Annotated in this window: 12 protein-coding genes; 4 read left to right on the plus strand and 8 right to left on the minus strand. The window is 64.4% G+C overall.

Annotation, left to right across the window (positions count from 1 at the left end; genetic code table 11):
* A partial coding sequence (locus EOB36_RS29280; protein WP_164897645.1) for an FAD/NAD(P)-binding oxidoreductase occupies positions 1-945 on the plus strand: 945 nt, incomplete at its 5' end.
* Positions 946-954: 9 nt separating this feature from the next.
* Here EOB36_RS29280 and EOB36_RS29285 read toward each other — a convergent pair.
* On the minus strand, positions 955-2,232 hold the full coding sequence (locus EOB36_RS29285) for a 4-aminobutyrate--2-oxoglutarate transaminase (RefSeq protein WP_095487830.1): 1,278 nt from the start codon (positions 2,230-2,232) through the stop codon (positions 955-957).
* A gap of 186 nt (positions 2,233-2,418) precedes the next feature.
* Entirely contained in the window at positions 2,419-2,646 is a 228-nt protein-coding gene (locus EOB36_RS35485; protein WP_245467932.1) for a hypothetical protein, read from the minus strand.
* On the opposite strand from EOB36_RS35485, the gene EOB36_RS29290 reads away from it, so the two are divergent.
* The 3 genes from EOB36_RS29290 to EOB36_RS29300 are packed head-to-tail and all read left to right on the plus strand — an operon-like array spanning position 2,645 to position 7,814.
* Positions 2,645-3,628 carry an efflux RND transporter periplasmic adaptor subunit gene (locus EOB36_RS29290; RefSeq protein ID WP_245329988.1) on the plus strand — a complete coding sequence of 328 codons (984 nt, stop codon included), beginning with the start codon at positions 2,645-2,647 and terminating at the stop codon, positions 3,626-3,628. The two genes, EOB36_RS35485 and EOB36_RS29290, sit on opposite strands and share 2 nt — an antisense overlap.
* A complete protein-coding gene (locus EOB36_RS29295) occupies positions 3,625-4,713 on the plus strand; it encodes an efflux RND transporter periplasmic adaptor subunit (protein WP_164897646.1) in 1,089 nt (362 codons plus the stop codon). Before EOB36_RS29290 ends, EOB36_RS29295 begins: the two co-directional genes overlap by 4 nt.
* Positions 4,710-7,814 (plus strand): efflux RND transporter permease subunit, encoded by a 3,105-nt coding sequence (locus tag EOB36_RS29300; RefSeq protein ID WP_095487826.1) that lies wholly within the window; start codon positions 4,710-4,712, stop codon positions 7,812-7,814. Before EOB36_RS29295 ends, EOB36_RS29300 begins: the two co-directional genes overlap by 4 nt.
* Before the next feature lie 199 nt (positions 7,815-8,013).
* Here EOB36_RS29300 and EOB36_RS29310 read toward each other — a convergent pair whose 3' ends face one another.
* The 6 genes from EOB36_RS29310 to EOB36_RS29335 form a co-directional block, all read right to left on the minus strand.
* Positions 8,014-8,760: an ABC transporter ATP-binding protein gene (locus EOB36_RS29310; protein WP_127205373.1), complete on the minus strand. Its 747-nt coding sequence runs from the start codon at positions 8,758-8,760 to the stop codon at positions 8,014-8,016.
* Positions 8,757-9,590, minus strand: coding sequence for an ABC transporter ATP-binding protein (locus tag EOB36_RS29315; protein WP_128286244.1), 834 nt, complete (start codon positions 9,588-9,590; stop codon positions 8,757-8,759). Before EOB36_RS29315 ends, EOB36_RS29310 begins: the two co-directional genes overlap by 4 nt.
* A 10-nt stretch (positions 9,591-9,600) precedes the next feature.
* Positions 9,601-10,521, minus strand: a complete 921-nt coding sequence (nikC, locus tag EOB36_RS29320; RefSeq protein ID WP_095487823.1) for a nickel transporter permease — start codon at positions 10,519-10,521, stop codon at positions 9,601-9,603.
* Complete coding sequence (locus EOB36_RS29325; protein ID WP_095487821.1) at positions 10,518-11,585, minus strand: ABC transporter permease; 1,068 nt, start codon at positions 11,583-11,585, stop codon at positions 10,518-10,520. Before EOB36_RS29325 ends, nikC begins: the two co-directional genes overlap by 4 nt.
* An 18-nt stretch (positions 11,586-11,603) precedes the next feature.
* A complete protein-coding gene (locus EOB36_RS29330; RefSeq protein ID WP_127290221.1) occupies positions 11,604-13,247 on the minus strand; it encodes an ABC transporter substrate-binding protein in 1,644 nt (547 codons plus the stop codon).
* A 320-nt stretch (positions 13,248-13,567) separates the two neighbouring features.
* On the minus strand, positions 13,568-14,827 hold a 1,260-nt coding region (locus EOB36_RS29335; protein WP_348631843.1), incomplete at its 5' end, for a lytic murein transglycosylase.

The raw sequence follows: 14,827 nt of genomic DNA on the forward strand, positions 1-14,827 counted from the left end.
ATCCTGGCGACCGGTTCGCGACCGCGTATCCTGCCGCTGCCGGGTTCGGATTTTTCAGGCGTTGTGTCGCCGCGCTCGCTCGCCGACGCGCGCCTGATCCGTGAATTGAGCGCGCAGAGCGAGGATGTCGTCATCTTAGGCGGCGGCTTCATCGGGCTGGAGATCGCCGCGACGCTCAAAGCGGCCGGCCGCAAGGTCACCGTGGTCGAGGCGATCGACCGGCTGCTTGGCCGGGCGGTGGCGCCGATCATCGCGAGCCATGTGCGGCAGCGGCTGGAAGCGACTGGTGTGCGCATCCTCACCGGAACCACCATTGCGCGGCTCGAAGGTGAGAGCGGCCATGTCTCGGTCGCTGTCAGCTCGAACGGCGAGCGCCTGCCGGCGCAGATGGTCATCATCGGCATCGGCGTCGTGCCCAATGTCGAGCTGGCGCAAGCTGCAGGCATCACCATCGCCAACGGCATCCGCGTCGACCAGCAAATGCGCACCTCGATGCCCGAAATCCTCGCCATCGGCGATGCCGCCTCCTACCGGCACTGGCTGACCGGCGGCGACGTGCGGCTGGAATCGGTGCAGAATGCGACCGACCAGGCGCGTCTTGCCGCCCGCACCATCCTCGGCCATGCGGACGGCTTCGCGGCGGTGCCGTGGTTCTGGTCCGACATCGGCGACATGAAGCTGCAGATGGTCGGCCTGATTTCGGGCGGCGACAGCCATGTCGTGCTGGGCGAGGTCAACGAGAACAGGTTCTCGATCTATCACTATGCTGGAAATCGTCTGCTCGGCATCGAATCGGTCAACCGGCCGGGCGACCATATGCTTGGCCGCAAGATGCTCGGCGCCGGCTTCTCGCCAACGCCGCAGATGGTCGCGACCGGGCCCGACGGACTGAAGGCGGCGCTCGCCGCCTTCCAGCAGGAAGAGCCTGTCCGCGCCGCTGAATAGGATTACCGCTCAGGCGGCGCGGACCTCGCGGATCGAGCTTTCCAGGATATCGAGCGCTTCGTTCATGACGCCGTCCTGGATGGTGATCGGCGCCAGGAAGCGGATGACATTGCCGTAGACGCCGCAGGTGAGCAGGATCAGGCCCTTGTCGAGCGCCTTGAGCCTGACCGCATTGGCGATCTCGGCCGACGGCAAGCCCTTCTTCACATCGTTGAACTCGACGGCGTTCATGAAGCCGGGGCCTCTGATATCGACGATCTCCGGCGCATCGTCGCGGATCGATTGCAGCCGCTGCTTCAGCCGGTTGCCCAGCGTGTTGGCGCGGTCGCAGAGCTTTTCCTCTTCGATCACGTCGAGCACGGCATGCGCCGCGGCGACGCCGATCGGGCTGCCGCCATAGGTGCCGCCGAGCCCGCCGGGGTTCGGCGCATCCATGATCTCGGCGCGGCCGGTGACCGCCGACAGCGGGAAGCCTCCGGCCAGGCTCTTGGCCATTGTGGTGATGTCGGGCGCCACTTCGTGGTGATCCATGGCGAACATTTTTCCGGTGCGGGCGAAGCCGGTCTGCACCTCGTCGGCGATCAACAGCATGCCGTGCTGGTCGCAGATCTTGCGCAGTGCCGTCATGAAGTCGCGCGGTGCCTCGTAGAAGCCGCCCTCGCCCTGCACCGGCTCGACGATGATGGCGGCGACACGGGCCGGATCGATATCGGCCTTGAACAGCCGGTCGAGCGCGGCCAGCGAATCGGCGACCGAGACCCCGTGCAGCGCCACCGGGAACGGCGCGTGGAAGACATCGGCCGGCATGGCGCCGAAGCCGACCTTGTAGGGCACGACCTTGCCGGTCAGCGCCATGCCCATGAAGGTGCGGCCATGGAAGCCGCCGGCAAAGGCGATGACCGCCGGGCGGCCGGTGGCGTTGCGGGCGATCTTGATGGCGTTCTCCACCGCCTCGGCGCCGGTGGTGACGAAGATCGTCTTCTTGTCGAACTTGCCCGGCAGCATTCCGTTCAGCCGTTCGGCCAGTCTGACATAGCTCTCATAGGGCACCACCTGGTGGCAGGTATGGGTGAAACGGTCGAGCTGCGCCTTGACCGCCTCGATCACCTTTGGGTGACGATGGCCGGTGTTGACGACGGCGATACCGGACGAGAAGTCGATATAGCGACGGCCCTCGACATCCCAGATTTCCGAGTTTTCGGCGCGGTCGGCATAGATCTGCGTGGTCATGCCGACGCCGCGAGAGATGGACTGGTTCTTACGTTCGGAGATGGCTGAATTCTTCATGATGTCCCTCGCCGGGCCGGCGCCCGTTCTTGTTTGGATGACTGCCGGGAATTGTTCTGGCCTTATTTCACGTTTTCCTCAAGTTGGCACTGGCGGCGGGCCATTGGGCCTGCTGCCGTTGCGTTCACTGGCGGCTTAAACAAACCGCCTATACGCGTACGAGAAGAGGTTTCCTTTTCGCGGGGATCAATTATCCTCGCCATTGTCCGCGCCGTCTTGCCGTAGAGCGGCCCGCGCGGTTGAGGGAGCCATGAGCAGGAACGCGACATCGTCCGCCTCGCCGCCATCGGTCAAAACCCCCAGCCATTTGTCTTTTCCTGTATCCACAATTCTTGCCTGCGCGATGGCAACGCTGCCTTTGCTTCTGGCCGGCTGCCAGAAGCAGGAGGCGGCGGCGAAGAAATTGCCGGTCATGGTGCGCACCGAGACGGTGGCGATCGCCAACTATGCGCCAAGGACTTCGCTCACCGGCGCGATCGCGGCGCGCACGCTGAACAATCTGTCGTTCCGAGTCGGCGGCCGCGTCGCCGAACGGCTTGTCGATGTCGGCCAGCATGTCGATCAAGGCGCCGTGCTTGCCCGCATCGATCCACAGGAACAGGAATTTGACCTGCGCTCGGCGCAAGCCGATCTCGACGCCGCGCAGGCGCAATTGACCCAGGCCGCCGCTGCCTTCGAACGGCAAAAGACACTGCTTGCCCGGGGCTACACCACCAGGCGCGACTATGATGCGGCCGAGCAGGCGTCGAAGGTGGCGCGAGGCAGCGTCGATGCCGCTCAAAGCGCGCTCGCCAATGCAAAAGAGAACCTTTCCTTCACCGAACTCAAGGCGGGTGCGGCAGGCGTGATCACAGTGCGCCAGGTCGAAGCAGGGCAGGTGGTGCAGGCGGCGCAGACCGTCTTCACCCTTGCCGAGGACGGCGACCGCGATGCGGTCTTCAACGTAGAGGAAACGCTGGTCGCCAAGACGCCGGCAGCACCGGCGGTGACAATCACACTGTTGTCGGATCCGCAGATCAAGGCGATGGGCAAGGTGCGCGAAATCTCGCCAGCGGTCGATCCGGCTTCAGGCTCGATCCGGGTCAAGGTCGCCATTCCCGACACGCCCGCAGGCATGCCGCTGGGCGCGGCCGTCATCGGCTCGGTCAGCGCCCAGCCGTTGAAAGCAGTGATCCTGCCGTGGCAGGCATTGACCTTGAGCGACGGCAAGCCGGCCGTCTGGGTCGTAGATCAATCGACCAAGGCAGTGACAACGGCACAGGTGGAGGTGCTTGCCTTTGGATCCGGCTCGGTCGTCATCGACAAGGGACTGGAGGCAGGCCAAACCGTCGTCACCGCCGGCGGCCAGTTGCTCAGCCCCGGCCAGACCGTCGAGATAGCGGGAGCGGGGCAATGAACCGGTCCCTGCGCAGCGCTACCGCGCTTGTCCCTGCCCTGTTTGGGCTGGTGCTCGGCGCCTGCTCGCAATCGGAAGAGAAGCCGCCCGAGATCATCCGACCGGTGCTGTCGGTGGTGGTCGAGCCACGCACCATAGAGACCTTCGGCTTCGCCGGATCCGTCGAACCGCAATTCAGCGCCGATCTTGCCTTCCGCCTGCTTGGCCGGGTCGTCGCCCGCGATGTCAAGGTCGGCGATATCGTCACCAAGGGCACGACGATCGCGGCGCTCGATCCGACGGCGCTGGAGCTTGCCGAGCAGGCGGCGAAGGCGGAACTCTCCAACGCGCAGGCGCAATTTGCCAACGCCGCCGCCAGCGAGGAGCGCCAGCGCCAGTTGCTTGCCGCCGCCAACACCTCGCAAGCCGTCTTCGACGCCGCGCAGCAAGCCAGGCAGGCCGCCGCGGCCGGCATCGAGCGGGCCAATGCGGCCCTTGCCAAATCGCAGGAGCAGCTTGGCTATACCAGGTTGTTCTCGGACTTCGATGGCGTGGTCACCGCCGTCGGCGCCGAGGTCGGCCAGACGGTCTCGCCCGGCCAGACCGTCGTCACGGTGGCGCGCTCCGACCCGCGTGAAGCAGTCGTCGACATTCCCGACCAGTTGACCGGCGATCTCGCCGTCGGCACGCCCTTCCAGATCATCCTGCAATCGCTGCCGACGATACGCAGCGAAGCCAGGCTGCGCGAGATCGCCCCGCAAGCCGAAGGTTCGACCCGAACGCGCCGCATCCGGCTGACGCTCATCGATCCGCCGCCGGCATTCAGGCTTGGCTCGACGGTGACGGCGACCCGCATGGCCAAGATCGCGCCGACGATCGAGTTGCCGCTTTCGGCGCTGCTGGAGAAGAACGGCAGACAAAAAGTCTGGATCGTCGACCAGCAGACGTCGAGCGTGAGTGCCCGCGACATCAAAATTGCCGCCAAGGGTGCCGCCAACTTCACCGTCGCCGAGGGCCTCGATGCCGGCATGCGCGTCGTCACCGCCGGCGTCCACAGCCTGACCGAGGGACAGAAGGTCAAGATCCCTGAGGGAGGGGCTACATGAAGGGCTTCAACCTCTCCGATTGGGCGCTGAGCCATCGTTCGCTGGTGTGGTATTTCATGCTGGTCTTCGTCGTGGCCGGCGTCTTTGCCTATCTCAATCTCGGCCGAGAGGAAGACCCCGCCTTCACCATCAAGACTATGGTCATCCAGGCCAACTGGCCCGGCGCATCGGTCAACGAGACGGTGCGGCAGGTCACCGACCGCATCGAGAAGAAGCTCGAAGAGCTCGACAGCCTCGACTATACCAAATCCGTCACCTCCGCCGGCAAGACCGTCATCTTCGTCAACTTGAAGCCGACGACCAGGGCGCGCGATGTCGTGCCGACCTGGCTGCAGGTGCGCAACATGGTCAACGACATCTGGGCGCAGTTTCCGCAAGGCGTGCAGGGACCGTTCTTCAACGACCGCTTCGGCGACGTCTACGGCAACATCTATGCCTTCACCGCCGACGGGCTGACGCCGCGCCAGTTGCGCGACTATGTCGAGGATGTCAGGACAAAGATCCTGGCCGTGCCGAATGCCGGCAAGGTCGATCTGGTCGGTGCCCGGGACGAAGCGATCTACCTCGAATTCTCGACCCGCCAGATCGCGGCTCTCGGCCTCAACCAGCAGGCGATCGTGGCCAGCCTGCAGGCGCAGAACGCGATCACGCCGTCCGGCGTCATCCAGTCCGGGCCGGAGCGCATCAGCGTGCGTGTGAGCGGCCAGTTCACCTCGGAAGAGAGCCTTCGCGCCATCAATTTGCGCGTCAACGATCGCTTCTTCCGGCTGAGCGACGTGGCGACGATTTCGCGCGGCTATGTCGACCCGCCGACGGCCTTGTTCCGCTTCAACGGGCAGGACGCGATCGGCCTCGCCATCGGCATGAAGCCCAACGCCAATCTGCTGGAGTTCGGCGAGGCCCTGCACGAGGAGATGAATAAGGTGCTGGCCGACCTGCCAATCGGCGTCGGCGTGCATCTGGTCGCCGACCAGCCTGTCATCGTCGAGGAGGCGGTTTCAGGCTTCACCCGCGCCCTGTTCGAGGCGGTCGCCATCGTGCTTGCCGTGTCCTTCATCAGCCTCGGCATGCGCGCCGGATTTGTGGTGGCGCTGTCGATCCCGCTGGTGCTGGCCATCACCTTCACGGTCATGGCCTATCTCGGCATATCGCTGCAGCGCATTTCGCTCGGCGCGCTGATTATCTCGCTCGGCCTGCTGGTCGACGACGCCATGATCGCGGTGGAGATGATGGTGGCGCGGCTGGAAGTCGGCGACAATCTGCGCAAGGCGGCGACCTATGTCTACACCTCGACCGCTTTCCCGATGCTGACCGGCACGCTGGTGACGGTCGCCGGCTTCATCCCGATCGGCCTCAACAACAGCGCCGCCGGCGAATACACATTCACGCTGTTCGTCGTCATCGCCGTGTCGCTGCTGGTGTCATGGATCGTCGCGGTGCTGTTTGCACCGCTGCTCGGCGTCACCATCCTGCCGGCGACGATGAAGCAGCATCATGAAAAGCCCGGCCGCTTCACCGCGCTGTTCCGACGCATCCTCGTCGGCTCGGTGCGTCATCACTGGCTGACCATCATCGCAACCGTGCTGTTGTTCGGGGCTTCGCTGGCCGGCTTCGGCCTCGTCCAGCAGCAGTTCTTTCCACCATCCGACCGGCCGGAACTGATCGTCGACTGGAACCTGCCGCAGAACTCCTCGATCGCCGAGACCCGGGACCAGATGGAGCGCTTCGAGCAGCGGGCTCTGGTCGGCAATTCCGATGTCGACCGCTTCAGCTCCTATATCGGCCAGGGCGCGGTTCGCTTCGTGCTGACCTATGATGTGCAGCCGGGCAATCCCTATTTCGGCCAGACCGTCATCGTCACCAAGAGCATCGAGGCGCGCAACCGGGTCAAGCCGGCCCTGGAAAAGCTGCTGCGCGACGAGTTCGTCGGCACCGACGCCTTCGTCAAGCCGCTCGAGCTCGGGCCGCCGGTCGGGCGGCCGGTGCAGTACCGCGTCGGCGGTCCTGACGTCCAGACGGTACGGACGCTGGCGCAGGAATTCGCCGGCATCATTTCCGCCAATCCGAAGCTGGCCGCACCCACTTTCGACTGGAACGAGCCCGAGCGCGTGCTGAGGGTCGACGTGCTGCAGGATAAGGCACGGCAACTCGGCATCACCTCTTCGGACATTGCCAGCGCGCTGAACAGCACGGTGGGTGGCTCCACCATCACCCAGGTGCGCGACGCGACCTATCTGATCAACGTGGTGGCCCGCTCGCGCGAGGCCGAACGGGGTTCGATCGGCACGCTGCAGAACATGCAGTTGCCGACCGGGACAGGCGAGGCGATCCCGCTCGCTGCGGTGGCGAACTTCCGCTACGAGCTCGAACAGCCGACGGTGTGGCGCCGCGACCGGATCCCGACCATCACCGTGCGCGCCGGTCTGGTCGGCGACGTGCTGCCCGCCACCGTGGTCAACGAGTTGAAGCCGTCTGTCGACGCCTTCATCACCAAATTGCCGCCGGGCTATTCGATCGCCACCGCCGGCTCGGTCGAAGAAAGCGCCAACAGCCAGGGGCCGATCGCTGCCGTGGTGCCGCTGATGCTGTTTGTCATGGCGACCATCCTGATGGTGCAGTTGCAGAGCTTCCAGCGTCTGTTCCTAGTCGTGGCGGTGGCGCCGCTCGGCCTGATCGGCGTGGTGGCGGCACTGGTACCGAGCGGGGCGCCGCTCGGCTTCGTCGCCATCCTTGGCGTGCTGGCGCTGATCGGCATCCTGATCCGCAACTCGGTCATCCTGATCGTGCAGATCGAGCAACTTGTCGCCGAGGGCAAGGACCGCTGGGCAGCCGTCATCGAGGCGACCGAGCATCGCATGCGGCCGATCGCGCTAACGGCGGCGGCCGCCAGCCTGGCGCTGATCCCGATCGCGCGCGAAGTGTTCTGGGGGCCGATGGCCTATGCCATGATGGGCGGCATCATCGCCGGCACGGCGATCACGCTGCTGTTCTTGCCGGCGCTTTATGTGACGTGGTTCAGGATCAAGGAGCCTAAGACGACGCCGGAAGACGACACGAGCGCAAACGGTGGCGACGAGGTTCCTACAGGCAGCGTGGCCTGACAGGGCGCTTGCGAATTGCGTCGCGTTCCTTCGCGCCCCCCTCCTGCCGGACATCTCCCCCACAAGGAGGGAGATCTGCGGTTTCGGCGCCGCGCTCACTCCTGTGACGATAGGCGAAGCCATCGATGACGGCCAATCTCCCCACCTGTGGGGGAGATGTCCGGCAGGAGGGGGGCGCGACGGAGCTCGACGCAGAAAACTACACCCTCACAAACCCTTCGCTCGCCCTGAGCAGGTTGCGCGTGTAGTCCTTCGTCACGTGACGCCGGACGAGATCGTCCGCGGTGAGGTGTTCGACCGCCTCGCCATTCTGCATCACCATCAGCCGCTCGCACATATGGGTGATGATGGCGAGGTCGTGGCTGACCATCAGGAAGGTCAGCTTGCGCCGACGCCGGATCTCTTCCAGCAGGTTGAGCACTTCGGCCTGCACCGAAGCGTCGAGTGCAGAGGTCGGCTCGTCGAGCAGCAGGATCGACGGCTCGAGGATCAGCGCCCGCGCGATGGCGACGCGCTGGCGCTGGCCGCCCGACAATTGATGCGAATAGCGGAAGCGGAAGCCGGTCCCTAGGCCGACTTCGTCCAGCGCCCGCTGGATGCGTTTCTCACCATCCGCAAAGCCGTGGATGGCGAGCGGCTCCTGCAGCAGGCGGTCGACGGTCTGGCGCGGATGCAACGAGCCGTAAGGGTCCTGGAAGACCATCTGCACCTCACGATAGAAAGCCTTGTCACGGCGCGCGCCGAGTCTTTTTCCGTTGACGGTGATGCTGCCCGAAGCGGCCGGTGCGAGGCCGGCGATTGCCCTGAGAAGCGTCGATTTGCCGGAGCCGGATTCGCCGACCAGGCCGAAGGATTCGCCTGACAGCACGTCGAGGCTGACGCCCTTCAGCGCGCGAAAACGGTCGAAGATCACCTCCAGCCTGTCGACGGAAAGGGCCGAAGTCATGCCGCCCACTCCGGCTTGCGGTCGAGCACGGGCAGCGGGTGGCGGTCGGCGCCGATCTTGGGCATGCAGTTGAGCAGCCCGCGCGTATAGGGATGCTGGGCGCGGCCGAGCTCCGACGCCGCCAGCTGCTCGACCACCTTGCCGGCATACATGACGATCACCCGGTCGCAGAAGGACGAGACCAGGCGCAGATCGTGCGAGATGAAGATCAGCCCCATGCCGCGCTCGCTGACCAGCTTGTCGAGGATGCCGAGCACGTCGAGCTGCACGGTGACGTCCAGCGCCGAGGTCGGCTCGTCGGCGATCATCATTTCCGGCCCGGCAATCAGCATCATGGCGATCATGGCGCGCTGGCCCATGCCGCCCGAGACCTCGTGCGGATGCAGGTCGAAGACACGGGCCGGATCACGGATCTGCACGGCCTCCAGCATGGCGAGCGCGCGGTCGCGGGCTTCGGCCTTGCCGGCCTTCTCATGCGTGCGCAGCGTCTCGACGATCTGGCGGCCGATGCTCATCACCGGGTCGAGCGAGTATTTCGGATCCTGCAGGATCATGGCGATGCGTTTTCCGCGCAGCGCCCGGCGGTCGCGGGGCGGCGCTGCAAGCAGGTCGATGCCGTCGAAGGCAAGTTTGTTGGCAGTGACCTCGGCCTGCGGCGGGGTCAGGCCCATGATGGCGCGGCCGGTCTGCGACTTGCCGGAACCGCTCTCGCCGACGATGCCGAGCCGCTCGCGACCAAGCGAGAAGGAGACGCCGCGCACTGCCTCGATCAGGCCGGTGCGCGTCGGAAAGGTGACGCTCAGATCGTCGACCTCCAGCAGCGTGCTCATTGGTCGCTACTCATTGATCACCACTCCGGGGGTCGAGCGCATCGCGCAGGCCGTCGCCGAGCAGGTTGAAGCCGAGGCTGACGATGAGGATGGCAAAGCCCGGCGCACCGGCCACCCACCACTGGTCGAGCACGAAGCGGCGGCCCGACGCGATCATCGCGCCCCATTCCGGCAGCGGCGGTTGCGCGCCGAGGCCGAGGAAGCCGAGACCGGCGGCGGTCAGGATGATGCCGGCCATGTCGAGCGTCACCCTGATGATCAGCGACGAGATGCAGAGCGGCATGATGTGGCGAAGCACGATGCGGAACGGCGAGGCACCCATCAATTGCACCGCCTTGATGTAATCCGAATTGCGCACGGTGAGCGTTTCGGCGCGGGCAATGCGCGCGTAAGGCGGCCACGAGGTGATGGCGATGGCGAGCACTGCGTTCTCGATGCCGGGGCCAAGTGCGGCGACAAAGGCCAGCGCCAGGATCAGCTTCGGAAAGGCCAGAAAGATGTCGGTGATGCGCATCAGGATCGCATCGATCCAGCCGCCGGCATAGCCGGCGACCGTGCCGACCAGCAGGCCGATAGGGGCGGCAATGACGGCGACGAGAATGACGACGTAGAGCGTCCATCGCGAGCCGAAGATGACGCGCGAAAGGATGTCTCGGCCGAGGTCGTCGGTGCCGAACCAATGCTCGGCACTCGGCGCCAGGAGGCGCGAGCCCTTGAGGTCGCCGATTGTCGGCGAATAGGGCGCCAGCACATCGGCAAAGGCCGCGACCACCAGCAAAGCGATGATGATGAGCAGGCCGAGAAACGCCAGCCGGTTGGCGGAAAAGCGCCGCCACGCCACATAGGCGCGGCCGAGCCTTGCCTGCATGCGCGATGCCGGCCGCTCGCTGAGCAGCCAGTCGCGACGGCTTTGTATCGCCTCTGCGCTCATCTCACTTTGGTCCTCGGATCGAGCACTCGGTAGAGCAGGTCGGACAGGAGATTGATGCCGATGAAGACCGAGCCGATGACGATGGTGCCGCCGAGCACCGCGTTCATGTCGGCGTTCTGCAGGGAATTGGTGATGTAGAGGCCGATACCCGGCCATGAAAACACGGTCTCGGTCAGCACCGAGCCTTCGAGCAGGCCGGCATAGGAAAGCGCAATCACGGTGACCATCGGCACCGCCGCGTTGCGCAGCGCGTGCCCCCAGATGATGCGTGTCTCCGACAGGCCTTTGGCGCGCGCTGCGACGATGTATTCCTGGGCAAGCTCGTTCAGCATGAACGAGCGAGTCATCCGGCTGACATAGGCAAGCGAGAAATAGCCGAGCAACGAGGCCGGCAGGATGATGTGGCGAAAGGCATCGAAAAACACATCCCACTGCCGCTGCCACAGAGCATCCAGAAGATAGAAGCCGGTGATCGGCGTGAAGGTGTATTCGTAGACGATGTCGAGGCGGCCGGGAAAAGCCACCCATTGCAGCTTGGCATAGAACAGCACAAGCGCCAGCAATCCCAGCCAGAAGATCGGCACGGAGTAGCCGACCAGGCCGATGATGCGCACGATCTGGTCGATGATGCTGCCGCGCTTGACGGCGGCCAGCACGCCGAGCGGCACGCCGATCACCGAACCGATCAGCGTCCCCAGCGTCGCCAGCTCGATCGTCGCCGGAAAGGCGCGGCGGATGTCGGTCATCACCGGATTGGTGGTCAGCACCGATGTGCCGAAATTGCCGTTCAGGGCATTCTTCACATAGATGTAGAACTGCTCGATCAGCGGCAGGTCGAGCCCCATCTCGCGGCGTGTGCGCTCGACGACATTGGCCGGCGCCCGGTCGCCGAGCACCGCAAGCACCGGGTCGATCGGGATCACCCGGCCGATGAAGAAGGTCACCGCGAGAAGACCGAGATAGGTGGTTACCGCGATGACCAGGAAGCGGGCGATCGACGACGCGACAGCGACAGCACGGGCGCTGCCGCGCCCTGCCGTCGCTTCGCTTTCAACAGTGCTCATGCGGCGCGTCCGCCGGCATCATTCCTTGGAGATCTGGCCGACGAAGTTGGTGTCGAAGCTCGGGCCGAGCGCGAAGCCCTTGAGGTTCTTGCGCAGGCCGGCCACTTCCAGCTGCTGGTGAACGATGATGAAAGGACTGGTTTCGAGGATCTTCTTCTGCAGATCCTGGTACATTGCGGCGCGCTTGGCCGGATCCTTCTCGAGCAAGGCTGCTTCGGTTTCCTTGCTCAAGTCCGGAATGTCCCAGGCGTTGCGCCAGGCCAGCGTCTTGGTCTTGCCTTCATCCGAATTGTCGGGGTTGCTGGCGAAAGTCTGGGCGTTGGAGTTTGGATCGAAATAATCCTGGCCCCACTGGCCGATATAGATGTCATGGTTGCGGGCGCGGTATTTGGTCAGCGTCTGCTTGCCGTCGCCGGGAATGATCTCCAGCTTGACGCCGGCCTGTCCCAGCGTCTGCTGGAACGATTCCGCCATGCCGGTCACCGGCTGGGTGTTGCGCACGTCCATGGTGACGCTGAAACCGTCGGCGAGACCGGCCTTGGCGAGCAGTTCCTTGGCCTTGGCGAGATCGAATTTGAACGGGTTCTCGTCCAGTTCGCCGAGCACGCCTTTGGGCAGGAAGGTCTGGTGGATCTCACCGATGCCCTTGAGGATGGTCGAGCTCAAGGCATCATAGTCGACGAGATATTTGAAGGCCTGGCGAACCTCGGGCTTGGCGAGATTCGGGTTCTTCTGATTGAGGCTGATGTAATAGACCGTGCCCTTCGGCGCGCTGGTGGTGGTGAGATCGGCATTCTTGGCGATGGCGTCGAGGTCGTTCGGCTCCAGATTGCGGGCAACGTCGATGTCGCCGGCCTCGAGCGCCAGGCGCTGGCCCGAGCTTTCCTTCATGTTGCGGTAGATGACGCGGGCAAGCTTGGCCTTTTCGCCGTGATAATTGTCGTTGCGCTCCATGACGACGACCTCATTGGCCCGCCATTCGCGCAGCTTGAAGGCGCCCGAGCCGGCATAGCCGGTCTTCAGCCACGCGTTGCCGAAGTCATTGTCGTATTTGTAGTCGGCGCTCGGCGTGACCGCGGCGACATGCTCCTTGACGAGCTTGGCATCGACGACCGAGGCGACGGTCGCCGACAGGCAGTTCAAGACGAAGCTCGGCGCATAGGCTTTGTCGACAGTGAACTGGAACGTCGTGTCATCGACAGCCTTGGCTTTATCGGCAACGTTGTCGCCATTGATGCCGAACTGTCCGATGATGAAGGCCGGGCTCTTGTCGAGCTTGATGGCGCGCTCGAACGAATAGGCGACGTCCGCCGCCGTGATCGGATTGCCCGAGGCAAATTTCAGGCCGGGCTTGAGCTTGAAAGTATAGACCAGGCCGTCGTCGGAGACCGTCCAGCTTTCGGCGAGATCGCCCTTGACCTTGGACGTATCGCTCAAGTCGAGGCGGACGAGCAGATCGTAGGTGTTGCCGGTGACCTCGGCGGTCGACAGCTCAAACGCTTCGCCCGGATCCATGGAGATGATGTCGTCGATCGCGAAACCCTCGACCAGCGTGTCGGCGGGCGTCACGGCAAAGGCAGGCGCGCCGGCCAGAAGCAGCGCGGACATGGCTGCGCCCGCGAGCAAGAAGCGGGAGCGTAGAGCAAACTTTTCCATCATCATTTTTAACTGTTCCCTGTTTTGTTGACCTGAGTTCCCGGCTCAGGGTTGCAGCGTTCTTTGCCACATCGGCCCGAAAATCGGAATCGATTTTCGGAAAGCACGATGTGTAGTCCAAAGTCTTAGAGCGTCCTTTGCGCGTCCAACGGACGCGCGGCGCTCTAACCGAACGATGGCCCCTGGACCGGTTGTCGCGGCAATTTTTGCCCAGTTCCGCCTCACCATATCCGGCGCTTTCAAGCACGGCAACGAGCATTTGCAAAGCTGTTGGTTGGACCAGATCGGGCAGCCACCACGGCCGTGGCGCGACACCCGGAGTGCAGCTATTTCAACGCGGTGACCAAGTCGGCGTCGGGAAAACAGGTGGCGGCGCGACCGTTCCCGGCCTGCCACTTGCCGATCGAGCGGCGCGTCTTGAAACCGGGCAGGCCGTCGGCGCTGCCGACATCGTAGCCCTCGGCCTCCAGTGCGCGCTGCAAGGTGGCGATGTCCGACCTGTGGAGCCCGCCGACCGCGCCCCAGCTGCCGGAAAAATTGCTGTCGCCATGGGCGATGCGATCAGCGCCGTGGCCGATGAACAGGGCGTAGAGATCGCTGGTGTTGTATTGCTTCAGCACGTAGAAATTGGGCGTGACGATGAAGGCCGGGCCGCTACGGCCGGCCGGCATCAAAAGAAAGCCTTCGGCCTTCAACTCGCGCGCCGGAAACGGCTTTGCCGCGACCCGCTTGATGCCCATATCAGCCCATTCGGAAATCCTCTTGCCCTGGTCCGGACCTTCGAGCGAGCAGGAAACCGTTTCAGGCACAGTCACCTCGAAACCCCAGCCGCGGCCCTTCACCCAACCATAGTGGACGAGATAGTTGGCGATCGAGGCCAGCGTGTCCGGCACCGAGTTCCAGATGTCGGCCCGACCATCGCCATCGAAATCGACGGCATGGTTCAGGAACGAACTCGGCATGAACTGCGGCTGGCCGAGCGCGCCTGCCCAGGACGACTTCATCGCGCTGACAGGGGCCAGCCCACGCTCGACGATCTCGAGCGCTGCGAGCAACTCGGTGCGAAAGAAGTCCTTCCTGGTCGCCATGAACGCCTTGGTGCCCAGCACTTCGAAAGCATCGTAAGGCATTTTCGCCGCGCCGAAGCCGGTCTCGCGGCCCCAGATCGCCAGCAGCACCTCGTCCGGCACGCCGTAGCGTTTCTCGATCGCGGCGATCGTCCTGGCATTGGCCGCCGCGCGCGACCGACCGCCTGATGTGACGGCGCGAACCGTCTTTTCGGCGAAATAGGCGCCGGGCGAACCGAACTCCGCCTGATGCTGCTTCTGCGGTGTCGTCGCTTTTTTGCCCGGCATCACCAGGTCGGGCAGTTTGAGGTTCGGCTTGACGCCGTCGAAGGCGGCGTCGAAGGTTTTTCTGGAGATGCCTTTGGCATTGGCGTCGGGCCAGAGGTCGGCTTGCAGCCAGGCGTGAAACTGGTCGTCGATTTTTGCTGCGGAGGCGGGGGTGGCGAGGAGGAGGGCAACGAGCGTAGCAAGAAAGAACGCCAATCCGCAAAGTCGACGTTCTGTCGCGCCCCCCTCTGT

This window comes from Mesorhizobium sp. M6A.T.Cr.TU.017.01.1.1 (assembly GCF_004023115.1).
GTDB classification, from domain to species: domain Bacteria; phylum Pseudomonadota; class Alphaproteobacteria; order Rhizobiales; family Rhizobiaceae; genus Mesorhizobium; species Mesorhizobium mediterraneum.